This is a genomic window from Niabella beijingensis (assembly GCF_020034665.1).
In the GTDB taxonomy this organism is placed as follows: Bacteria; Bacteroidota; Bacteroidia; order Chitinophagales; family Chitinophagaceae; genus Niabella; species Niabella beijingensis.
On the sequence record NZ_JAIQDI010000001.1, the window covers coordinates 3,246,394 to 3,267,489 of the forward strand.

The 21,096-nt window shown below is 48.6% G+C and carries 21 protein-coding genes and 1 tRNA gene; 13 read left to right on the forward strand and 9 right to left on the reverse strand.

Annotated elements, in window-relative coordinates; genetic code table 11:
• Nucleotides 1-265: 265 nt before the first annotated feature.
• Nucleotides 266-339 (reverse strand) — tRNA-Ile (locus K7B07_RS13540).
• Nucleotides 340-555: 216 nt separating this feature from the next.
• On the opposite strand from K7B07_RS13540, the gene K7B07_RS13545 reads away from it, so the two are divergent.
• Together K7B07_RS13545 and K7B07_RS13550 are read left to right on the forward strand one after the other, a co-directional pair.
• The gene (locus tag K7B07_RS13545) at nucleotides 556-1,317 is read left to right on the forward strand and encodes an outer membrane beta-barrel protein (RefSeq protein ID WP_223710456.1); all 762 of its coding nucleotides are present in this window, start codon (nucleotides 556-558) and stop codon (nucleotides 1,315-1,317) included.
• Between the two features lie 132 nt (nucleotides 1,318-1,449).
• Entirely contained in the window at nucleotides 1,450-3,405 is a 1,956-nt protein-coding gene (locus tag K7B07_RS13550) for a heparinase II/III family protein (RefSeq protein WP_223710458.1), read from the forward strand.
• A gap of 39 nt (nucleotides 3,406-3,444) precedes the next feature.
• On the opposite strand, the gene K7B07_RS13555 is transcribed toward K7B07_RS13550, so the two are convergent.
• Nucleotides 3,445-3,783 carry a hypothetical protein gene (locus tag K7B07_RS13555; RefSeq protein ID WP_223710459.1) on the reverse strand — a complete coding sequence of 113 codons (339 nt, stop codon included), beginning with the start codon at nucleotides 3,781-3,783 and terminating at the stop codon, nucleotides 3,445-3,447.
• Nucleotides 3,784-3,913: 130 nt separating this feature from the next.
• On the opposite strand from K7B07_RS13555, the gene K7B07_RS13560 reads away from it, so the two are divergent.
• Complete coding sequence (locus tag K7B07_RS13560; protein WP_223710461.1) at nucleotides 3,914-4,564, forward strand: tetratricopeptide repeat protein; 651 nt, start codon at nucleotides 3,914-3,916, stop codon at nucleotides 4,562-4,564.
• Between the two features lie 165 nt (nucleotides 4,565-4,729).
• On the opposite strand, the gene K7B07_RS13565 is transcribed toward K7B07_RS13560, so the two are convergent.
• A complete protein-coding gene (locus tag K7B07_RS13565) occupies nucleotides 4,730-6,163 on the reverse strand; it encodes an Ig-like domain-containing domain (protein ID WP_223710463.1) in 1,434 nt (477 codons plus the stop codon).
• Between the two features lie 149 nt (nucleotides 6,164-6,312).
• On the opposite strand from K7B07_RS13565, the gene K7B07_RS13570 reads away from it, so the two are divergent.
• From K7B07_RS13570 to metH, 4 genes are all read left to right on the forward strand, one after another.
• Nucleotides 6,313-6,894 carry a DJ-1/PfpI family protein gene (locus K7B07_RS13570; protein ID WP_223710464.1) on the forward strand — a complete coding sequence of 194 codons (582 nt, stop codon included), beginning with the start codon at nucleotides 6,313-6,315 and terminating at the stop codon, nucleotides 6,892-6,894.
• Between the two features lie 70 nt (nucleotides 6,895-6,964).
• A complete protein-coding gene (gene recR, locus K7B07_RS13575) occupies nucleotides 6,965-7,582 on the forward strand; it encodes a recombination mediator RecR (protein ID WP_223710466.1) in 618 nt (205 codons plus the stop codon).
• A gap of 277 nt (nucleotides 7,583-7,859) precedes the next feature.
• Nucleotides 7,860-8,906, forward strand: coding sequence for a homocysteine S-methyltransferase family protein (locus K7B07_RS13580; protein WP_223710468.1), 1,047 nt, complete (start codon nucleotides 7,860-7,862; stop codon nucleotides 8,904-8,906).
• Between the two features lie 49 nt (nucleotides 8,907-8,955).
• The gene (metH, locus tag K7B07_RS13585) at nucleotides 8,956-11,646 is read left to right on the forward strand and encodes a methionine synthase (RefSeq protein ID WP_223710469.1); all 2,691 of its coding nucleotides are present in this window, start codon (nucleotides 8,956-8,958) and stop codon (nucleotides 11,644-11,646) included.
• 19 nt (nucleotides 11,647-11,665) lie between these two features.
• Here metH and K7B07_RS13590 read toward each other — a convergent pair whose 3' ends face one another.
• The 4 genes from K7B07_RS13590 to K7B07_RS13605 all read right to left on the reverse strand — a co-directional run bounded on the left by K7B07_RS13590 (nucleotide 11,666) and on the right by K7B07_RS13605 (nucleotide 14,588).
• Nucleotides 11,666-12,919 (reverse strand): ROK family transcriptional regulator, encoded by a 1,254-nt coding sequence (locus K7B07_RS13590; RefSeq protein ID WP_223710471.1) that lies wholly within the window; start codon nucleotides 12,917-12,919, stop codon nucleotides 11,666-11,668.
• 210 nt (nucleotides 12,920-13,129) lie between these two features.
• A complete protein-coding gene (locus K7B07_RS13595; protein ID WP_223710473.1) occupies nucleotides 13,130-13,492 on the reverse strand; it encodes a septal ring lytic transglycosylase RlpA family protein in 363 nt (120 codons plus the stop codon).
• On the reverse strand, nucleotides 13,467-13,751 hold the full coding sequence (locus K7B07_RS13600) for a SemiSWEET family sugar transporter (RefSeq protein ID WP_223710474.1): 285 nt from the start codon (nucleotides 13,749-13,751) through the stop codon (nucleotides 13,467-13,469). The genes K7B07_RS13595 and K7B07_RS13600 overlap by 26 nt, the downstream gene beginning before the upstream one ends.
• Before the next feature lie 15 nt (nucleotides 13,752-13,766).
• Nucleotides 13,767-14,588, reverse strand: coding sequence for a 3-keto-disaccharide hydrolase (locus K7B07_RS13605; protein WP_223710476.1), 822 nt, complete (start codon nucleotides 14,586-14,588; stop codon nucleotides 13,767-13,769).
• Between the two features lie 172 nt (nucleotides 14,589-14,760).
• Here K7B07_RS13605 and K7B07_RS13610 point away from each other — a divergent pair, with 172 nt between their 5' ends.
• On the forward strand, nucleotides 14,761-15,411 hold the full coding sequence (locus K7B07_RS13610) for a phosphatase PAP2 family protein (RefSeq protein ID WP_223710478.1): 651 nt from the start codon (nucleotides 14,761-14,763) through the stop codon (nucleotides 15,409-15,411).
• A gap of 11 nt (nucleotides 15,412-15,422) precedes the next feature.
• Nucleotides 15,423-16,970: an ArnT family glycosyltransferase gene (locus K7B07_RS13615; protein ID WP_223710479.1), complete on the forward strand. Its 1,548-nt coding sequence runs from the start codon at nucleotides 15,423-15,425 to the stop codon at nucleotides 16,968-16,970.
• A gap of 4 nt (nucleotides 16,971-16,974) precedes the next feature.
• Here the strand turns inward: K7B07_RS13615 and K7B07_RS13620 are convergent, their stop codons facing one another.
• Nucleotides 16,975-17,724, reverse strand: a complete 750-nt coding sequence (locus K7B07_RS13620; protein WP_223710481.1) for an LOG family protein — start codon at nucleotides 17,722-17,724, stop codon at nucleotides 16,975-16,977.
• Between the two features lie 96 nt (nucleotides 17,725-17,820).
• Here K7B07_RS13620 and K7B07_RS13625 point away from each other — a divergent pair, with 96 nt between their 5' ends.
• The 4 genes from K7B07_RS13625 (at nucleotide 17,821) to K7B07_RS13640 (ending at nucleotide 19,733) form a co-directional block, all read left to right on the forward strand.
• The gene (locus K7B07_RS13625; protein WP_223710483.1) at nucleotides 17,821-18,591 is read left to right on the forward strand and encodes an exodeoxyribonuclease III; all 771 of its coding nucleotides are present in this window, start codon (nucleotides 17,821-17,823) and stop codon (nucleotides 18,589-18,591) included.
• Nucleotides 18,591-18,905, forward strand: a complete 315-nt coding sequence (locus K7B07_RS13630) for a DUF4286 family protein (protein WP_223710484.1) — start codon at nucleotides 18,591-18,593, stop codon at nucleotides 18,903-18,905. The genes K7B07_RS13625 and K7B07_RS13630 overlap by 1 nt, the downstream gene beginning before the upstream one ends.
• Before the next feature lie 299 nt (nucleotides 18,906-19,204).
• Complete coding sequence (locus K7B07_RS13635) at nucleotides 19,205-19,474, forward strand: HU family DNA-binding protein (protein ID WP_223710486.1); 270 nt, start codon at nucleotides 19,205-19,207, stop codon at nucleotides 19,472-19,474.
• A gap of 142 nt (nucleotides 19,475-19,616) precedes the next feature.
• Complete coding sequence (locus K7B07_RS13640; protein ID WP_223710487.1) at nucleotides 19,617-19,733, forward strand: 30S ribosomal protein THX; 117 nt, start codon at nucleotides 19,617-19,619, stop codon at nucleotides 19,731-19,733.
• Nucleotides 19,734-19,829: 96 nt separating this feature from the next.
• Here K7B07_RS13640 and K7B07_RS13645 read toward each other — a convergent pair whose 3' ends face one another.
• A complete protein-coding gene (locus K7B07_RS13645; protein ID WP_223710489.1) occupies nucleotides 19,830-21,071 on the reverse strand; it encodes a PepSY-associated TM helix domain-containing protein in 1,242 nt (413 codons plus the stop codon).
• Nucleotides 21,072-21,096: the final 25 nt, after the last annotated feature.

The window sequence follows — 21,096 nt, forward strand, 5'->3', positions numbered from 1 at the left end:
AAAATGATGAGATGAAGTAACTTTTATACATTACTGGTATAGGGCAGTTAATTTACTTTCTTTACAGCTTTTCCAAATTGTCGTGTCTATGATATGTATGAGGTGGAACATTCTCGTTAATTACTATTTGTAGGTCCAGCTGTTTAGACTCGCTAAAATTTATGCTTGATGTATTTAGTCTCTCAACTTTTCAATCTAATCCGGAAAATGTTTATCAGAAGTGTAAAAAAAGCAGTCACATTTATGTAACTGCTTGATTTTTAAGTGGTCCCACCTGGGCTCGAACCAGGGACCCTCTGATTATGAGTCAGATGCTCTAACCGGCTGAGCTATAGGACCAATGCTGCAGAACAGCAAAATAGTTATAAAAGACAAATCAGGATCAGTGTCTTGACCGGTACCCCGAAGGGAGGGCGAAATTAAAGAAAATAATTATTCAACCAGCAGAAAATGGTACTTTCCTAAGGAAAAAGTTTATCGTTTTTAAAAGAAGGGCCGGTTATTAACCTAATTTTAACCCAAAGACAAATATATTTGCGCCAACTTAAAATATTTATGAAGAAAATAGTTCTATTCCTGGCTGCCTGCTTTTTGCTCGGCGGTGCATTGCATGCTCAGGTGGATACCAGTGCCAGCGCAACAGCAGCGGCCGCAGCAATGGCGGCAACTCCCCCGAAGACCCCAAAGAAAAAATACGACCTTACCAAACGGGCAAACGACCATTTTTTGGTTCAGCTGGGTTATACGAACTGGACCAGTCTGCCGGATAGTATTCAGACCGGCAATTTTCCCAGAAGCATCAATGCCTACTTTATGCTCGATTTCCCTTTTAAAAGCAATCAGAAGCTGAGTGCTGCGATCGGGCTGGGCGTGGGTTCCGATCACATGTCGCTGGATAAGGATGTGAACCTGGTGAATGTAAAATCAACCGGTACGCGGCTGCCGTTCAATGATACCACGCGCCTGGATGCGAAAAAAACAAAGCTGGGAACCACGTACCTTGAAGTACCCCTCGAACTGCGGTTTGTTTCAGATCCCGAGCACAGCGACAAAAGTTTTAAAATAGCATTGGGTGTGAAAGCCGGTACCATGATAAAGGCCGCAACCCGTACCCGTGTGGTACAATCCGGCGGCGACTACCTGCTGAAAGAATCCAGCAAAAGATATTTCAATACCACCCGTATCGTGGGTACGGCACGTATCGGTGTCGGCCACTTTACATTGTTCGGTACCTATCAGTTCACCAAACTGCTGAAAGATGGCGCCGGACCGGAAATAAAACCGTATACCATTGGTCTTAGCTTTGGCGGCCTCTGATGGTTTTCAGAACTCTTTTTTAAGCGGATCCGGAAGATCCGCTTTTTTATTGTCCAAAGCTTGTATCTTCCCTGGTAAAACAGCAACGGTTAACTTGCCCGGAACAAGGTTGCTGCAATCATCAAAACGGTTATGAAAAGATTAGTAAGCGCTTCACTGCAAAACGGAATCATCAGTTTATTTTTTATCACTGTATTGCTGCCCGTAACAGCAGATGCCTATGTAAAAAGAGATCTGCTGCAAAAAAACCGGGATGTAACGCTGGTGAAAAATGTGCTGGTTCCCGCAGAACAATGGGTGCCTTATCCGGCATATCAGGACCGGTCGGGATGGGACCGGTTCCTGGGAAATTATAAAAAAGAGTTTATCGGCAACGGGGATGCAATGCTGAACTACCAGTGGAAGGTAGTAAAGGCCACCGATTATCTTGAGTATTCCCGCAGCGGCTCCCGCGTGATCATGGAGGGGCCGTTTAATGAAAACATTACCGCCATTGTACGTCTTTTTATGGCGGAGCTGGCTGAAGGAAAAGGACGCTACCTGGATCAGCTGGCCAATGGTGTTTTTTCTACCTGCGAAATGACCTCCTGGGCACTTTCCGCACACCTCAGCCTGCAAACCAGCAAGCAGTTGTTCCCGGATCACCGCGAGCAGGTGATCGACCTGATGGCCGGGGACCTTGGTTCCCTGTTCTCCTGGATCTACTATTATTTTCATAACGAATTCCGGAAACTGAACCCGCTGCTGGAGATGCGTCTGAAACAGGAACTGGAAAACCGTATCCTGACACCCTATATGACTACCGACCACCTCTGGTGGATGGCACTGCGTTACAAACCGGGCGACCTGGTGAATAACTGGAACCCCTGGTGCAATTTCAACGTGTTGCAAACATTTGCTTTAATCGAAAAAGATCCGGAAAAACTGGCGCAGGCAGTGTACCGGACAATGACCTCTGTTGACCAGTTCATCAACTATACCAATGAGGACGGTGCCTGCGAGGAGGGCCCTTCCTACTGGGGACATGCCGCGGGAAAGCTGTATGATTACCTCCAGCTGCTGTATGATATGACGGGAGGTAAGATCTCCCTGTTCAACGAACCGGTCATTAAGAATATGGGGGAATATATTTCACGGGCCTATGTCGGAAACGGGTGGGTGGTGAATTTTGCGGATGCTTCAGCACGACTGAGCCCGGATGCCCGGCTGATCTACCGGTATGGTAAAGCGGTGGGCAGCGGTGAAATGATGGAGTTGGCAGCACTGCTGCAAAGCAACGAAAAGGAGCCGCATGTGCCATGGGAAGGGCGGGATATTTACCGGCTGTTTCAATCGCTGCGTATGGATAAAGAAATCGCCGGAAGTAAACCGTTACAAAGTGCACCGGCGTATACCTGGTATCCGCAGACAGAGGTCTGTTTTATGCGGGATAATAAAGTATTCTTTGCGGCCAAGGGCGGACATAACAATGAAAGTCATAACCACAATGACATCGGCTCATTTAATTTATACTTCGGTAACACACCGGTTATGATCGATGCCGGAGTAGGTACTTATACCCGTAAAACATTCGGCCCGGAGCGGTATTCGATTTGGACCATGCAAAGCGCCTATCACAATGTTCCGGAAATAAACGGGCACAACCAGCGGAACGGTGCAAAATACAAAGCAACTGAAGCCCGGTTCGATCCGGGAACAAAGACCTTTTCGCTAAACCTCGCCAATGCCTATCCTGCTGATGCGGGAGTGCAATCCTGGAAACGGACCTACCGGCTGAATAAAGGATCACTGGATATAGAAGACCGGTTCCGGCTCAGCAAACCGGGACAGAAGAACCGCATTCATTTTCTTTGTTACGGTACTGTTACATCAGGGGATAATGGAAAGCTGATGATCCGGCAGGGGAATATCCGGTCGCTGCTGCGCTATGACGACCGTATTTTTGATGTGACGGTGGATACCGTGAAACTGGATGATACCCGCCTTTCGAATGTATGGGGTCCCGAAATTTACAGGATCACCCTCATCGAAAAAAAACCGGCAGCTTCCGGGCAGTACCGCTACTCGATCAGAAGGATGGAAGATTAAAAAACAGCGAAGAAAATAACAGTGTCAGCAATAAAGTTCCTAAAGACCATGCTCTTCAAAATAGAGCAGCACATGGTCTTTTAAGAAGTTTTCCTGTTCGATGGGGTTCATCACCGGCATTTGTTTGAGCTGTTTAAAATGCGGCCAGCCATCCTTATCACGGCCTTCATAGGCATAATACCCGCTGGGTGTCAGCAGACTGCAAACAGCTACATGCATCAGTTCCTGTTTCTGCTCTTTGGAGAACTTGGGTTTTATCTCCCCAAATTCCTGAATGCCAATTAGAAACAGGAGCGTTTCCATATCCGGCTTTTTCCCGAACCGCTCTACCAGTTTTGCTTCCAGGGTCCACCACCGGACCTGCAGATCATCACTCATTGCCATGCCGCAAATTTACGCCGTTATTAAATAGCAGGCGGCCTTTTTACGCTGCGCGGCAACCCTTATCTTTGCAACCCCAAAAGGACCGGCAAACAAACAGGGCCGGGTGATAAAAAACAAAAACAACATGAAAGCGTATAATCTTTTAATAAAGTATCGGTTACCCATCAGCATCATTCTTATTCTTGCAGGTGCGTATGTCAATTATGCTGGGAGTTTCTGGCCGGCGTTTCCCCTCTACCTGGTAGGTGTCATCCTGCTTTTCAGCCATTTTTTCTTCGGACCGCTCCGCCTGATCCAGGAATATATGGAGAGCGGTGACCTGGACGGAGCCGAAAAAGTGCTGAACTCGATCCGGTTCCCCAACCTGCTGTATAAGCCTATCCGCTCTGTATATTATACGTTAAAAGGTAATATTGCAATGAGCAAGCAGGATTTTGACGGAGCAGAGACCATGATGAAAAAAGGGCTTGACCTTGGTATGCCGATGAAAGAAGCAGAAGGCGCCAGCCTGTTGCAAATGGGGATGCTGGCCATGCAAAAGGGAAATACCCGGCAGGGGGAAAGCTATATCCGCCAGGCGATCCGCAAAGGCCTGCCCGATAAAGAGAATGAGGCTGCGGCATATCTGCAGATGTGCAGTATCATGATGAATAAAAGGGAATTCCGGGCTGCCAAGGACTTTTTCCGCAAGGCAAAGGCCTGTAAACCTACAACCCCGCAGATCGTCAGCCAGATCAAGGAAATCGAAAAATACATTTCCCGGATGCCGGGATAGTCATACTTAGAATCGGGAATTCAGATTTGAGATTCGGCAGGCAGCCATTAGCTTTTAGTTACCAGCTATCGGCCATCGGTTTGGTTTTCCGCTGATGTCAGACAGGTTAAAGGTCAACTGGCGCTTCCCCGTTCAATTGAAAATTCTCAATTCTGCATTCTCAAATCACTTCGGCGGTTCTTTCAGATTGATCTCCGGCTCCAGTGTCCAGTTGGCTTTAAAAGTAAGTTTCCGGTCCAGCGGAACGATGATCTCCGGCTGGATGTGTTTTATAAAATCCCCCGGATCCCATTTCCCGTTATTGTTCCGGTCAAAAAGTACCTGCAGGTCGTAATCCCCCGGGTTATAAAGGTCGATGTTTAGGATATTGGACCGCAACGGAAATGCATTTTTTAACGTGCCCCCCTGGGAGATCAGCAATACCGGATGCACAGTGGTATCGAGCTTATTAAAGGTCAGCCGGGCCTGTCCGTATTCTTTACGCTCCCGGGTAGTGAACCGGATGGTATCCGGCTTCAGCAGGCCCCGGTCCAGGCTGTCTGTAGCAAAATCTTTAGGCAGGACGAGGTTGTACCTGGTTCCTTCCTGCCACTGCATATTCATGGTAATGATCTTCCGGGTGCTGTCCAGTGTAAAGGTATGACCCGTAACCGGGGTCATGGTGCTGTCCGTGGTGAGGAGCATCTTTTCCGGGTTATAGGTTTTCAGCGCTGACGGAAAGGTGATCACCAGCGGCTCCAGCAGATCCTGCTGCTGCCCCTGTAAATTGATCTGGAATTTTAGCCTTTTTTCTTTTTTGTCCAGCTCGGGTTCTTCAGCGGACCCTGCTGCTTTTTGTTCCTCTTCCGCATAGGCATAAAGGCGAACCGGGGGAGGGGGCGTGGCACTAACCACGACCGGCGAGTCGGCAAATGCAAATCCCTGGGTCTTGCTGGTATACAGGTAGGAGCCTCCTTCATCCTTCAGGGCATAGATACGGTAAGTTCCGGGCCGCAGGTACCGGAAAAGGAAATCCCCGGTGCTGTCCACTTTGGCAATATATTCCGGGCGCTGTTTAAACACAGCACTGTCTTCGAGGTTGGAATGCAGCATCACGGTCAAAGTCGAATCCGCTTTTATGGTTTTTGCCATCTTCACATTGCCGCTGAGCTGGAGTGAGTCAAAATAATCACCGGTGGTCACCACGTACAGCATATCCTTGGCCTTATTGCCTTCTGTAATGTCCTTGATCACATTGGTGAAATTGAGCACATAGGTCGTATTCGGTTGCAGGCTGTCCTTAAGGCGCACCGTCACCGTTTTCAGTTTACGGTCGACCTGGGGAACCGATTTTGGCAAGGGCGATATCACCAGGTTTTGATATACATCATTCAGGTCCACATATTCATCAAAATAAAACGTGATCTTTTCCTGGTCGAAATGTTTGGTCCTGTCTGCCGGGGTCACCCGTACGATCTGCGGCGGAAGCGAATCCCGCGGCCCCCCCGTCGGAGGGACGATATTGGCACACCCTCCTCCTGATAAGACAAGCAGGATGACGGTTACTGCAGCGAAAAAAACACCGAGAAGACTCTTTGTTTGCATATGAATTGCAAACATAATCGCTTTTGCGGAAAATGAAACTTCCTCCCTGCTTACTGATTGTTAATATGTGGAAATTTAAGGCGCTTTGCCGGCCCGGTGAACCGGATTGCTAACAGTTGTTCGATATGGTGTGTTTTTTGTATATTGGGGAAAAACGGAACGATATGGCAAAGAAAATTCTGTTTCTGACGGGTGATTTTGCAGAAGATTATGAAACAATGGTACCTTTTCAGATGCTGACCATGGTGGGGCATGAAGTGCATGCCGTTTGCCCCGGGAAAAAGAAGGGTGAAAAAGTGATCACGGCCATTCATGATTTTGATGGATTCCAGACCTACAGTGAAAAACCGGGGCACTTCTTTGAGCTCAATTATAGTTTTGATGAGGTGAACGCATCCGGTTATGATGCTTTCTGCCTTGCAGGCGGACGGGCACCGGAATACCTGCGGCTGGATCCGAAGGTAATTGAGCTGACCCGTCATTTTATGGAGGCGGGCAAACCGGTGGCTGCCATTTGTCATGCTATCCAGATACTGGCTGCAGCCAATGTATTAAAAGGAAGAAAACTGACCGCCTATCCGGCAGTAGGACCCGAGGTAACACTGGCCGGCGGGGAATATATCGGAGTGGCCGTTACGGAAGCGGTTACAGATGGCAACCTGGTTACAGCGCCTGCCTGGCCGGCACATCCGGCCTGGATCCGGGCATTCCTGGAGCTCCTGGGTACCCGGATCGAATGCGGATAAAAACAGTGTTTATTGCAGCGCGCCGGGGCTGCCGGGGCATTTTTTCTTTTTTCCGGTGTATCTTTGCGGGATGCAGTTTTCATCCGGTTTATTGGAATCAGCGGTCAATGAGTTTGCGAAACTTCCGGGCATTGGTAAAAAAACAGCGCTGCGGCTGGTGCTGCATTTGCTGCGGCAGGAGCCCGGTGAAGTAAGCCGGTTCAGCGAAACGATCGACCGCATGCGAAAGGACATCTGCTTTTGCAAACGGTGTTTTAATGTGGCGGACGGTGATTTCTGCTCCGTTTGTTCCAATTCGCACCGGCAGCAGCATACGATCTGTGTGGTGGAAACCATCCGGGATGTGATCGCCATTGAAAGCACCCAGCAATACAATGGTACCTATCATGTACTGGGCGGAGTGATCTCCCCGCTGGATGGCGTGGGGCCGGATCAGCTGAACATCGGTTCCCTGCTGCACCGGGTAGAACATGAAAAAACGGAAGAACTCATCTTTGCACTGAACCCCACCATCCAGGGCGATACCACCATCTATTATATTCAGAAAAAACTCCAGGATCAGTCTGTGCGCATCACCACCATTGCCCGGGGGATCGCCTTTGGCGGCGAACTGGAATATGCAGACGAACTGACCCTGGGCCGTAGTCTGCAAAACCGGCTTCCCGTTGAAAAGTATATGAGCCGGTAATTGGTGGGGGCGGGATTTAATGTTAAGGGTTTAAGGCCCGCTCCGGAATATAACTGACGACTAAAGGCTTAAAACTTCTGTCTGATAGCCCGATTCTCAACACTGATAGCGGAAAGCTAAAAAACCGTACCTTTGCATCCGCAGGCGGATTTGTTTATTGTTCAGCCTGTTTAAAAATCTGAACTAATAAACGTTAGAATCCCTTCAAAGATTTCCCACGTTTATTTTTTGGTTTCAGATACCGGCAAGTAATGTTGCCCGTTTAAAATTTTGTACCATGAGCAAAATAAAAGAACTGTTACAGCAACGGATACTGGTACTGGATGGCGCCATGGGCACCATGATCCAGCGGTATAAGCTGACGGAGGAGGATTACCGGGGCGACCGGTTTAAAAACTGGCATACCGATGTAAAGGGAAATAACGACCTGCTGAGCATCACACGCCCGGATATCATCAAAGCCATTCATACAGAATACCTGGAGGCAGGATCCGATATCATCGAAACCAATACCTTCAGCTCCACTTCCATTGCCCAGGCCGACTACGATATGCAGTCCCTGGCCTATGAGCTGAATGTGGCGGCTGTGGCCTGCGCCCGCGAGGCGATCGATGCCTTTTCAAAAGCACATCCGGACACCGGACCCAAATTTATTGCGGGTGCCATCGGACCGCTTAATAAAACCCTGTCCCTGTCGCCGGATGTAAACAATCCCGGCTACCGGGCAGTAACATTCGATGAGGTGGTGGACGCCTATACGGAGCAGATCCGTGGTTTGGTGGATGGCGGGGCCGACCTGCTGCTGATCGAAACCATTTTCGATACCCTGAACGCAAAGGCGGCCATCTTTGCAGCCAAGAAATTTTTCAGGGAACACCCGGAAAAAGCCGCCCGCTTTGAGAATGGCACCGATGGTGCGCCGATCATGATCAGCGGCACCATTACAGACGCTTCCGGCAGGACGCTGAGCGGGCAGACCCTTGAGGCATTTTATATTTCCGTGGCGCATGCGAATCCGCTGAGTGTGGGACTGAACTGTGCGCTTGGCGCAAAAGAAATGCGTCCGCATGTAAGCGAACTGGCAAACCTGGCAGGCTGCTATGTATCGGCCTATCCCAATGCAGGATTGCCCAATGCCATGGGCGAATACGATGAACTGCCGGAAGAAACCGCGGCATTTCTGGAAGACTGGGCCCGGGAAGGATATGTAAATATTGTGGGTGGCTGCTGCGGCACCACGCCTCCTCATATCAAAGCCATTGCAAAAGCGGTGGCCGGTGTTGCGCCCAGGATATTGCCGGTGGCGGAAACCATTGTCGCATAAAAAGGCGAATAGCTATAACAGAGAACGAAAAAGAACAAGATCACTTTTAATGGCAGCAAGTACAACAATTCATTCTTATTTAAGTCTTTCCGGGCTGGAACCACTGGTAGTACGACCGGAAACCAATTTTATCAATGTAGGGGAACGGACCAATGTGACCGGTTCCAAGAAGTTTGCGCGGCTGATCCGTGAGAACAAATACGAAGAAGCGCTGAGTGTGGCCCGGCAGCAGGTGGAGAACGGGGCACAGGTGATCGATGTGAACATGGACGATGCGCTGCTGGATGGGGTGCAGGCCATGAACACGTTTATTAACCTGGTGCAGAGTGAACCGGATATTGCAAAAGTGCCCCTGATGATCGATTCGTCAAAGTTTGAGATCATCCAGGCCGGACTTAAATGCGTACAGGGCAAGTGCATTGTAAACTCCATCTCCATGAAAGAGGGCGTGGAAAAATTTATTGAACAGGCCATCATCTGCAAGAGCTTCGGGGCAGCAGTAGTGGTGATGGCGTTTGATGAACAGGGGCAGGCGGATACCAAAGAGCGGAAGGTGCAGATCTGCCACCGCGCCTATAAAATTCTTACAGAACAGGTAGGCATTCCGCCGCAGGACATCATTTTTGATCCGAATATTTTTGCGATCGCAACCGGACTGGAAGAACACAATAATTACGGCGTGGATTTTATTGAAGCCGTAAAGGAGATCAAACAACTGATGCCGGAAGTAAGCATCAGCGGTGGTGTCAGCAACCTTTCTTTTTCCTTCCGCGGTAATGAACCCGTACGGGAAGCGATGCATGCGGTATTCCTGTATTATGCCATCAGCGCCGGAATGAATATGGGTATTGTGAACGCAGGACAGCTGGCGGTTTATGATGAAATAGAACCACAGCTGCGGCAGCTGTGTGAGGATGTGATCCTGAACCGGAACAATGAAAACAACGAGGCTACAGAAAAATTACTGGCCTTCGCCGAAACGGTAAAGGCCTCGGGGAAAACAGAAAAGAAAGACCTTGCATGGAGAACGACACCGGTGGAAGAACGGCTGAAACATGCGCTGGTAAATGGTATTACAGATTATATCGATACCGATACCGAAGAGGCCCGGCTGAAGTATCCCCGTCCGCTGGATGTGATCGAGGGGCCGCTGATGGCGGGCATGGATGTGGTAGGTGACCTGTTCGGTTCGGGCAAGATGTTTCTGCCGCAAGTGGTAAAAAGCGCGCGGGTAATGAAAAAAAGTGTGGCCTGGCTGACGCCTTTTATTGAAGAAGAAAAGCTGGCCAATCCCGATATCAACGACGATGCTGCTCCCACCATTCTCCTGGCTACTGTTAAGGGAGATGTGCATGATATCGGTAAAAATATTGTTGGGGTGGTACTGGCCTGTAACGGGTACAAGATCATTGATATGGGGGTGATGGTGCCTACCGATAAGATACTGGATACCGCGGAGAAAGAAAAGGCGGATATCATCGGGCTGAGCGGACTGATCACGCCTTCGCTGGATGAAATGGTGAACGTGGCCCATGAGATGCAGCGCCGTAATATGTCGCAGCCGCTGCTGATCGGCGGTGCTACCACATCGCGTATGCACACAGCGGTTAAGATCGCGCCGCAATTCGACAAAGGGGTAGTGCATGTGCTGGATGCTTCACGCAGTGTTACCGTAGCCGGCTCCCTGCTGAGCCCGGAACAGAAACCACAGTTCCTGGAAAATATTAAAACGGAATATATAAAGCTGGCGGAGGATTTTGCCAGTAAGCGAAAAGTAAAGGAATTCCTGCCCTTTAGCACTGCACAGCAAAACAAAGCGGGTATCGACTGGACCGGTTTTCAGCCGGTACAGCCTTCTTTTACCGGGGTGCGCACGTTCAGGGACTATGATCTGTCGGAAATAAGAAAGTATATCGACTGGCAGCCGTTCTTTATTTCATGGGAGCTGCACGGGAAATTTCCGCAGATACTCGAAGATCCGGTGGTGGGAAAGGAAGCCACGAAATTATACCACGATGCGAATAAGATGCTGGATCAGATCATTGCAGAACAGTGGCTGACCGCCCAGGGTGCGGCCGGGTTCTGGCCGGTAACAAAAACAGCAGATGATACTGTGCTGGTGCAGCAGACCGGTGGCGGGTCCACCGCGCTTCAGTTCCTGCGGCAGCAGATAAAAAAAGCAGCCGGGCAACCCAATTTAAGTCTTGCAGATTTTATTTGCCCGGGTCCGGCGACCGATTACATCGGCGCCTTCTCCGTAACCATACACGGTATAGAGCCGCACCTGGAGCGGTTTATAGCGCAGAATGATGATTACAGCAAGATCAACCTGCAGGCGTTGTCGGACCGTTTCGCCGAGGCCTTTGCTGAATTATTGCATGAAAAAGTACGCAAGGAACTGTGGGGATATATAAAAGAAGAGGAGCTCTCCAATGAGGAGCTGATCCAGGAAAAATACCAGGGGATACGCCCGGCACCGGGGTACCCGGCATGTCCGGACCACACGGAAAAATACAAACTGTTTGAACTGCTGGGCGGGGAAGCAGCTACCGGCATCCACCTTACCGAATCCCTGGCGATGTACCCGGCTTCTTCGGTTTGCGGCTGGTATTTCAGTCACCCGGAAAGCAAATACTTCGGGGTTGGAAAGATCCAGGAAGACCAGTTCCTGGATTACGTACAGCGAAAGGAAATGCCGGAAGATGAGCTCCGGCGCTGGCTCCGGCCGGTATTGGAGTAGCCTGCCCTGCTGGCTGGGTTTAGTTCTCCAGCGTTGTCAGCAACGAAGTAAAATAATGATCAAAAGAAGCTGTGGCATAACCGAGGAGCCGGCCGTTCTGACCCAGTTCTGAAGAAACGATCGATGCTTTCTCCCGGATCTGCGTCATACAATAGGTATTGATCGCCTGCTGCATGGGCAGGGTGATATACTGCCGCGCTTCCGCAATTTTTCCGCCAAGGATAATCAGCTCGGGATTGAACAGCTGGATCAGTGTGGAAATGCCCTTACCCATATTGGTGCCGATATTGGATAATAATTTAATGGCATACTGATCACCCCGGTTGGCGGCTTTAATAACCACTTCGGCTTCGATATTATCAATCTCTTTTTCAGAGAGTTCCGCAAGTATGGAATTCTTACCGGAGAGAATGCCTTCCTTGGCCATTTTGGCCAGGGCCAGTCCGGAAGCTACGGTTTCCAGGCAACCGTGTTTGCCACAGTAGCAGAGATCGCCATTGTCGATGAACGGGATATGCCCCATTTCCCCTGAAAAACCGGAAGCGCCCTGCCGTACTTTTCCATCCATAATAATACCCAGTCCAACACCCCAGTCCATCAGCAGTACCAGCGCATTTTTTTTGCCCAGGGCCTGCCCGTGCCGCAGTTCCGCCAGTGCGGTACCTTTTACATCATTCTGCAATATTACCGGCATTCCGAATTTTTCTTCAAAGGACTGTTGCAGGGTCCTGCCCGGAACGTCACTTGTAAGATAGCTGTAGTTCTCGCCCTTAAAGGAATCCACCAGTCCGGGCATCCCGATGCTTACACCAATGAGCCGGTTTTTGTCAATACCCGATTCTTTCATCAGCGCCAGGGCGGCCTGGTATACCTGGTCCACTTCTTCCCGGTCTTTGGAAAGCGTATGGGCTTTGGTAAGGATGGGCGTGCTTTCTTTATGGGCATTGTCCAGGATCACCATTTTGACGCTGAACAGTTCAATATCAATACAAAGGCTGAACAGGGACCCGGGGCGCAGGCCGAACAGGTCCGGTTTCCTTCCCCCCATGGATTTTCCGAATCCTTTTTTTTCGATCCATTGCTCTTTTATCAGTTCATTCAGGAGCTTGAGCGTGGTGGGGGTGCTGATGAAAAGGGCTTTGCAGATCTCACCAACAGAGGCTGCATCCACCTCATACAGGTATTTCAGCAGGCGTACCTTAAAAAGATGTTTTTTCCTGTTTTCTGAAGTAAGCAAAGGACGTTTATTTTCGACAATCGCTTTTTTTTTCATGACCAGTTTGTTTCGTTTGTTCCGAAGATAAAGGACTTGTTTTAAAAATTTAATTAAGTAGGTAAAATCGAACAAAATTTAAGCAAAAATTATTTAATAAATAATATTTTGTTTAAATGAAAACATTTAGCCGAATAAATTTGGGTTTGTAGCAGCCGGATGCCTGGCAAACAGCGATCAGCTTTGAGCCATCATCGCGTTGCTCGTATGTTATTTTTTGTAGGTCAGTTTTACCGGCACCACTCCATCCTGTAGCATTCCTATTTTCCGGGCAGATTTTTTACTGAGGTCGATGATACGGCCTGCAACAAAAGGCCCGCGGTCATTAATGTGCACCCGCACTTTCCGGCCATTCTTTAAATTAGTAACAGTCACCTTTGTGCCAAAGGGAAGGGACGGATGGGCTGCGGTTTTTTTACCCTGCCGGAAAACGGCACCACTGGCGGTCTTCCGCCCGGAGAAAGCATCGCTGTAATACGAGGCCTTACCCGTTTCGCTCATCTTGCGGCTGCACGAAAACAGCAGCACCAGCAGCAAAAGGGCCAGGTTATGATGGAGTTTGCCGGCGTGCATATGCGAACTTAAGATAGATCATGGTTAAGGAAAGACAAAGGATCACCGCATTGGTGAGGATGATCACCTGGTCGGATTTCAGGACGCCATAAATGACCCAGAGGATCTCATTCACTGCCGCGATGACAAACATCATTAAAGAGATATCCTTTACTGATTTCTCCCGTATCGTTTTTATCACCTGGGGCAAAAATGTGAGCGTTGTGATGGCTCCGGCAATATACCCCAGGATATCGACTCCTGATACATCCAGCGACATGGTGTGCGTTTTATATTATTTTTTGAAAGACCTGTTTTTTGCGGTCAGCGGCTTCTTTTCGTAATAGGGACTCAGATCGATGATCTCCACCTTTCTGAACTCAACAGGATGCCCTTCGCTTTGAAGCGAGATATAACCCGACTTCAGCAACTGACCATCCTTTTTTACAGCAGGGTCAAAATGGGTAACGCTGCCGCCGCCTACCTGGGGTTTCTGGTACACCAGCACGGTATCCCCGTTGGCAATATGTTTAACCACTGAATCCCCGAGCACCAGTATCTCGGCGCGTACCCACTCTTCGTTCCGGAATGTTTTTGAGGTGGAGTTGATACAATGTTGTGTTACCAGTTTGCCATCCATTTCCACATTGGTTCCGGGGGTGCAAAGGTTGCAGGTGGTCCGTTCTCCCGTAGAATCCCCGCCCAGCAACTGCACTTCGATAGAAATGGGGAAGTCCTGATCCTTGCCCATAGTAGCCGGGGGCTGACAATGGATCATTACCCCGCTGTTTTTATAGGCCCAGCCGGGTGCGCCGGTATTTTGTTTGCCTACAAAACGGTATTCCACCGCCAGCAGGTAGTAAGAATAAGGAGATTTATAAAAAAGATGGCCAAAGCGGTCATCAAAGGTTTTGTAATGATCGTAGTTAACGGTTATTTTTTTATCCACCACGCGAAAAGTATTTCCGAAATTATCGCCATAGGCATAACCAGTGATCTTTGGAGTCCAGCCGGAAAGGTCCTTTCCGTTGAAAAGCTGTACCCAGTTCCGGGGAATAGGATCCTGGGCGGATGCAGTCATCGCTGCTGAGAATAAAAGAAGAAAAAGAAACCGCATATAAACAAATAATTAACTGAATGAAAAAATTGTTCCAGCCTTTAAAGGTACTGTTTTAAGCGGCTTTCACAAAACCTGCCTGCCGGATAAACTGCTTTACCAATTTATTAATTTTTGAAGACTTAATACTGGGACAATACTGGCTGGATAGATTTGGGTCAAATATCCTGAAATGCAAACCCTGCGAAACTTAACAGACAACAACCGGACGCTGGCGGTGTTCCTTGTTACCTTTTTGATACTGGTGGCAGCACCCAGCCTGCTCATAACGAAAGTGCAAAGCTTTTTCTGGCTGAACTTTTTTCATTCTAAGGCACTGGACAATTTTTTTACCGCCTATACATTTGTGGGTGATGGATTGTTCTCTTTGTTACTGGTGGCCTTCTTTTATTTCAGAAACCGGGTGCTGGCCTTCCGGATATTGCTGGCCTTTCTTATTTCCGGCGTAGCCGCACAGGTATTGAAAAAGATCCTTCATGCGCCACGGCCAATGGCTGCACTGGGGTCACAGGCCTATCCGTATTTTATAGACGGGGTCACGCATTCGGGGTACAGCAGCTTTCCTTCCGGACATACGACCTCGGCCTTCGCGCTGGCTCTGGTGTGCTGTTTGCATACCCGGAATTTCGGGGTACAGCTCCTGTTATTGTTCCTGGCCTGCCTGGTAGGATATTCGCGTATTTACCTGGGGCAGCATTTCCTGCCGGATGTGTTTGCAGGAATGCTGCTCGGCTGTGTTACAGCGATCATTGTTTACCTGTTTGTGCAATACCCTGCATGGCTGAGGAAGGAGCGCCGTATCGAGGGTAATGTTCCTGCCTGAAAAATAAGCGCATGACCGGCTATCAGAAACGGATGTATTTTCTTATTGCGGGAGTAGCGCTGTGCAAACTGATACTGGCTGCGGTATTGCAATTGGGCAATGATGAAGTATACTATCTTACGTATGCACAGCAACTTCAATGGAACTATTTTGATCATCCCCCGGCTGTGGCAGTTGTCATTGATCTGTTTTCTTTAAACCTTCTGTTAAAGCACGAATTGTTCCTGCGCCTTGGTTTTATACTGATCGGGTGTGTGAACACCTGGCTGGTATACCGCATTGGCAAAAAGCTCTATAACGACCATGCCGGATGGCTGGCCGCATTGTTTTTCTCCGCGTCCCTGTACGGAACCATCATTGCCGGGTTTATGATCATGCCGGATGGCCCGCTGCTGCTGTTTTGGCTGCTGGGCGTATCACTGGCTGTTGATATCAGCCGGAGCACGGCTTCCAGTGTGCCATACCGGTTGTTGCTGTGGTTTGGATTTGTAAACGGACTGGCTGTCATGAGCAAGATAAGCGCTGTATCGCTGTGGATCGGTTTTATACTATTCCTGTTGTGTTATAAAAGAAGCCTGTTCCGGCATCCGGGATTGTATCTGGCATTACTGCTGACCGCCTGCATGGCATCTCCTGCATTTTTGTGGAATAGGCAGCATGACGGCGGGGGAATGTGGTATCATGCCGGTCGTATTGCACTGCATCATGTTACGTTGAATCCTTCCGGCTTTCTGCGCCAGCTGTTGGGAGAACTGGGCTATAACAACCCGTTATGCTGTGTGCCGGCCCTTTGGGGCCTGTACTATTGCAGCCGCAATAAAATAATGCAGGGGGAAGTGCACCGGTTACTCTTATGGCTGCTGCTGCCACTGCTGGCGATCGTCTGGTTTTTTTCTTTTTTCCGGCCGGTACTGCCGCACTGGACGGGGCCATCCTATACACTGCTTCTGTTTTACGGGGCTGTAGCTTTCGCACACCGGTACCGGGAAAAGCAGCCGGCGCCCAATATTTTAAAGTGGGCGAACGTTCTGGTGGCAGCCGCCATCTTTTTTATCGCAGCCGCTTCCTTTTTTTTACCGTTTGTGTTTAACAGGGATAATAAGCAGAACACCGGTAAAGGCGACCTGATGCTGGATTTTACCGGATGGAAGCGCTTTTCCGGCAACTTCAGCATATTGTATGAAAACGACCAGGCCGCGGGTACCATGCAACCGGGGGCTGTCCTGCTTGCTGATTACTGGTTCCCTGCGGCTCACCTCAACTGGTATGTTGCAAGGGAAAATGGTTATCCGTTCAAAGCCGTCGGTCGGCTGAATGATATTCACCAGTTTGCCTGGTTGAACCGGCAGCAGCCGGTATTGAAAACGGGAATTGATGCCTATTACATTACTGTATCCAACTATTACCGGGCGCCCGGCCCGGAACTGTTACGCTGTTTTTCTGTGGGAAACACGGTTGCCCTGCCACAGCTCCGTATGGGAAAAAGCGTGCGCTATTTCTTTATAACACGGCTGCACCATTATAAAGGGGGGATAAAAAAAACCGGCGTCACCGATTGAAGGCTTACCGTTTTTCAAACAGCCAGGGTATCCGCCATCTTCTTTTGATTTTATAGTTGGTGGTGATATAATGGCTGATATGCTGCATGGCTTCATCCATATCATCTGTAAGCAGTACCAGGTCGAGATCCTCTTTGGAAATAGTGCCTTTTGCCGCCATGCTTTCAATAGCGGTCATCAGCTCCTTATAAAATTCTGTTCCGAAAAGAACGATCGGGAACTGGGTGATGGTCTTTGTCTGCATCAATGTAACCGTTTCAAAAAACTCGTCCATGGTACCGAAACCACCGGGCATGATGATAAAGGCATAACTGTACTTAACCAGCAGCACCTTGCGCACAAAGAAATGATCCAGCGTTACAGCCGCGGTCAGGTATTTGTTATAGTGCTGTTCAAAGGGCAGCTTGATATTGCAACCAACGGATTCCCCCCCGGCTTCAAAAGCGCCGCGGTTGGCAGCCTCCATAATACCCGGTCCGCCGCCGGTCATGGTCGTAAACCCGAGTGAAGCGATTCGCCGTCCAAACTCTTCTGCCTGCTTATAAAAAATATGATCCTCTTTAAACCGGGCCGATCCGAAAACCGTAACGCAGGGGCCTACAAAATGCAGGGTCCTGAAGCCCTTTAAGAACTGCCACAGCACATGAAAAGCAAATCCCAGCTCGTAGGTCCTGCTCTTGGGGCCGTCCAAATAGATGTGCTCTTTGGCGGGGATAATGCGCTCGCTGTTCTTCATCTTTTCTTTTGTATCCATATGCTCTTTTATCTGGGGATACGAATATAGCCTATATAACTTTTTAATAACGGGCGAAATCCTTTTATTTTTGCTGTGTTTTATCAATTATATTCTATGCGAATTATCAGTTACAATGTAAACGGGATCCGTGCAGCGATCAAGAAAGGGTTTATCGAATGGCTGAAAACGGATCCGGCCGATGTGATTTGTGTACAGGAAACAAAAGCATCAAAAACGGATGTGGATACCACATTACTCCACGATCTGGGCTATGAGGACCACTGGTTCTCGGCACAAAAAAAGGGCTACAGCGGTGTGGCCGTATTTACCAGAATCAAACCGGACAATATCGTTTACGGAACCGGCCATCATACCAGCGACGACGAAGGGCGTGTGTTGCAGCTGGATTTTGGTGACCTGAGGGTAGTGAATGCCTACTTTCCCAGCGGCACCAGCGGCGATGTGCGGCAGGCCTTTAAATACATGTGGCTGGATGAATTTTATACCTATCTCGGCGAACTGAAGAACACCCGGCAGCGGCTGGTGCTTTGCGGGGATTATAACATTGCACATGAAGCCATCGATATCCATGACCCCAAGGGGAATAAGAACTCTTCAGGATTCCTGCCGGAAGAGCGGGAATGGATGACAAAGTTTTTAAAGAATGGGTTCAATGACAGTTTCCGGATGATCCATCCCGATGAACCCCACCGGTATAGCTGGTGGAGCCAGCGCTTTCCCTCGGTACGCCTCAACAATAAAGGCTGGCGCATCGACTACATCACTGTTACAGACGCCCTGAAGAAAAGTGTGGAGGACGCGGAAATTTATCCGGATGTAAAGCACAGTGATCACTGCCCTGTTTACCTCAAACTGCAGCTCTGATGAAGCCATCGGTTATATGGAATATCACCACAAAAGTGCCTTCCGGAACCAGCGAAAGCTGGCTTTCCTGGCTCCGGGAAGTGTATATCCCTGCGTTCCTGGAAACGGGATGTTTCTATGATGCTGTTGTTTTAAAACTGATGAACCAGGAGGAGGATGGCGATGTTACCTACGCCGTTCAGTTCCACGCCCGTTCTGAAGCCGGTTTTGAGCAGTTTGTACGGGAGCACCATGCTGCGCTGAGCAAGCTGATGAAGAACACCTGGGGCGGGGAATGCTACAGTTTTGAGTCGGCACTTCAGGTTGTGAATTGAATGTGAATAACATTTTTAAGGGGTACAGAATGTTTGAAAATAATTGTATATTCCCTGAAACCCTTATTTGGCGGGGATTACAGGCGATTGTGGTCCGAAACCCTTTACAGCAAAGGGTTTTGAAGAATTTGTATCTGAAAACCCGGTTATACTGTTTTTGATTTTTTTGCTGGAAGTCTTGTCAGGAGCGGGTTTTCCGGGAATTAAATAAATCAAAAAGTTCCAAAGTTTTTTGTTACTGTGATCAAAAACCCTCTAAATTTGTTTTGTTATAAAAAACACTCATTAAATAGTTAATTATGAACAAAGCAGAATTGATCGACAAGATATCCGGTGATTCCGGTATCACAAAAACACAGGCAAATGCAGCTTTAGATTCTTTTGTAGATGCTGTTACCAGAACATTGAAGAAAGGTGATAAAGTTACACTGGTGGGTTTTGGTACTTTTTCTGTAACCAAAAGAGCAGCACGTAACGGCCGCAACCCGCAAACCGGTGCTGTAATCAAAATCAAAGCTAAAAAAGTTGCCCGCTTCAAAGCTGGTAAAGAGCTTGCTTCTAAGATCTGATAGCTTATTCTGAACAACAAATGCTCCGTAATTCCGGTTACGGGGCATTTTTATTGCCTGGGAGCAGTTCCCCGGCAGAATTTCATAGGGGGATTTACCCGCTGAAACAGCAATAACCCGTACATTTGCAAAAATTAAAACCATGGGAAGAGGAGATAAAAAAACAGCAAAAGGAAAACGCTTTAAGGGATCGTTCGGTAAAAGCCGTCCTGCAAACCCCAAAAAAGCAGCTCCTGCCAAAAAGAAAGCAGAAGCTTAATCAGGCGGATGGTTCGTAGTTCATAGCACAGATTCTATGAACTATGAGCTGATGCCGGCACTCCGCAGCTGCGGATTTCCCTCCTTTGGTAAAACATCATACCAGCCGTACCGGCTTTTTCTTTTTCCGCTGCCTGCCGTACCATACCAGAAAGCCTGTTACTGGCAACGAAGCACAGATAAGACTTGTAATAAAAGCGATGATCTTTGTGGGTAAGCCCAGGATCGCACCCACATGAATGTCGTAATTGGCGCCCACCACCTTTTCCCCCATGTTCTTTTCCCGGTGATTGTAGTTTTTTAAAAGCGCACCGGAGTTCTCATCAAAAATGAGCTGGTGCATGATGTGGTAGGAATAGCCCAGTTGTTTCACATATACTGAAAAATTCGGGTGCTCATGGTTGTCCAGGTGCTCATTTCCCAGATCCACGGAATAGCTGAATGCCCCGGGATAGAGGGCTTCCACCTGCCTGCAGATCTTATCAATGGTATGTTCATTGCGCATACTGTCCGGGGCTTTTGTGGTAATATGTGAGAAGTCCGGCAAAGCGGTCTTACCCCCGGAGAAGCTGAAGTAAAGCGCCTGCTGTACAAACGTAAAGGCATAGAAGAGGCCGGTAATGGTAACGATCAGTGCGATGAAAGACGCATAGAACCCCAGGATACTGTGCAGGTCATAATTCCGTCTGCGCCAGGCCCGCACATTTTTCCACTGGAACCAGAAGCGCTGTTTCCGTGCTTTTTTATTTTTAGGCCACCACAGGATGATGCCGGTTATGATCATGATAAGAAAGATAAGCACCGGAATGCCCACCACATAAGTACCCCAGCCGCTGTTCAGCAGAAAGCTCCAGTGGATGATCTTAACAATACTGAAAAAACTGTTCTTTTCGTCAAATACGGCAAGCACTTTTCCGGTAAAGGGGTTTACATACGCCGATTTGTAAATGATATACTCTCCGAAATAATTCCAGGCTCCGGGATTGGTTTCGTAATAATAAAACTGATAGGAGCGCTTTTTATCGATGGGGATATCCACCCAGTGGATATTGTATTTTTCACGGCATTGCTCCTGCACTTTTGCTTCCAGCGTTTTTAACGGAAGCAGGTTTTTGGTTTCGATAGATGGTTCGTTGTGGAAGATCGCATTCTTACGCAGCTGGTTCTCGATCTCATCTTTAAACACATATAAACATCCGGTGACGGAAATGATGAAAACAAGGATGCCAATGGTCATCCCCAGCCACAAATGCAACCTGGAAGCCCATTTTCTAATAAAACCCGGCTTCTTTTTTCCTGCCCGCCCTGTTTTAAATGCAGGAACTGTTCCGCTATCCATAGCCGAATTTAGCGTAAAAATCGAT

Bases quoted from the DNA above. Each gene is read 5' to 3' on its own strand.
- K7B07_RS13545 (WP_223710456.1), top strand. From the start codon at position 556: ATGAAGAAAATAGTTCTATTCCTGGCTGCCTGCTTTTTGCTCGGCGGT.
- K7B07_RS13550 (WP_223710458.1), top strand. From the start codon at position 1,450: ATGAAAAGATTAGTAAGCGCTTCACTGCAAAACGGAATCATCAGTTTA.
- K7B07_RS13555 (WP_223710459.1), bottom strand. From the start codon at position 3,783: ATGAGTGATGATCTGCAGGTCCGGTGGTGGACCCTGGAAGCAAAACTG.
- K7B07_RS13560 (WP_223710461.1), top strand. From the start codon at position 3,914: ATGAAAGCGTATAATCTTTTAATAAAGTATCGGTTACCCATCAGCATC.
- K7B07_RS13565 (WP_223710463.1), bottom strand. From the start codon at position 6,163: ATGTTTGCAATTCATATGCAAACAAAGAGTCTTCTCGGTGTTTTTTTC.
- K7B07_RS13570 (WP_223710464.1), top strand. From the start codon at position 6,313: ATGGCAAAGAAAATTCTGTTTCTGACGGGTGATTTTGCAGAAGATTAT.
- recR (WP_223710466.1), top strand. From the start codon at position 6,965: ATGCAGTTTTCATCCGGTTTATTGGAATCAGCGGTCAATGAGTTTGCG.
- K7B07_RS13580 (WP_223710468.1), top strand. From the start codon at position 7,860: ATGAGCAAAATAAAAGAACTGTTACAGCAACGGATACTGGTACTGGAT.
- metH (WP_223710469.1), top strand. From the start codon at position 8,956: ATGGCAGCAAGTACAACAATTCATTCTTATTTAAGTCTTTCCGGGCTG.
- K7B07_RS13590 (WP_223710471.1), bottom strand. From the start codon at position 12,919: ATGAAAAAAAAAGCGATTGTCGAAAATAAACGTCCTTTGCTTACTTCA.
- K7B07_RS13595 (WP_223710473.1), bottom strand. From the start codon at position 13,492: ATGCACGCCGGCAAACTCCATCATAACCTGGCCCTTTTGCTGCTGGTG.
- K7B07_RS13600 (WP_223710474.1), bottom strand. From the start codon at position 13,751: ATGTCGCTGGATGTATCAGGAGTCGATATCCTGGGGTATATTGCCGGA.
- K7B07_RS13605 (WP_223710476.1), bottom strand. From the start codon at position 14,588: ATGCGGTTTCTTTTTCTTCTTTTATTCTCAGCAGCGATGACTGCATCC.
- K7B07_RS13610 (WP_223710478.1), top strand. From the start codon at position 14,761: ATGCAAACCCTGCGAAACTTAACAGACAACAACCGGACGCTGGCGGTG.
- K7B07_RS13615 (WP_223710479.1), top strand. From the start codon at position 15,423: ATGACCGGCTATCAGAAACGGATGTATTTTCTTATTGCGGGAGTAGCG.
- K7B07_RS13620 (WP_223710481.1), bottom strand. From the start codon at position 17,724: ATGGATACAAAAGAAAAGATGAAGAACAGCGAGCGCATTATCCCCGCC.
- K7B07_RS13625 (WP_223710483.1), top strand. From the start codon at position 17,821: ATGCGAATTATCAGTTACAATGTAAACGGGATCCGTGCAGCGATCAAG.
- K7B07_RS13630 (WP_223710484.1), top strand. From the start codon at position 18,591: ATGAAGCCATCGGTTATATGGAATATCACCACAAAAGTGCCTTCCGGA.
- K7B07_RS13635 (WP_223710486.1), top strand. From the start codon at position 19,205: ATGAACAAAGCAGAATTGATCGACAAGATATCCGGTGATTCCGGTATC.
- K7B07_RS13640 (WP_223710487.1), top strand. From the start codon at position 19,617: ATGGGAAGAGGAGATAAAAAAACAGCAAAAGGAAAACGCTTTAAGGGA.
- K7B07_RS13645 (WP_223710489.1), bottom strand. From the start codon at position 21,071: ATGGATAGCGGAACAGTTCCTGCATTTAAAACAGGGCGGGCAGGAAAA.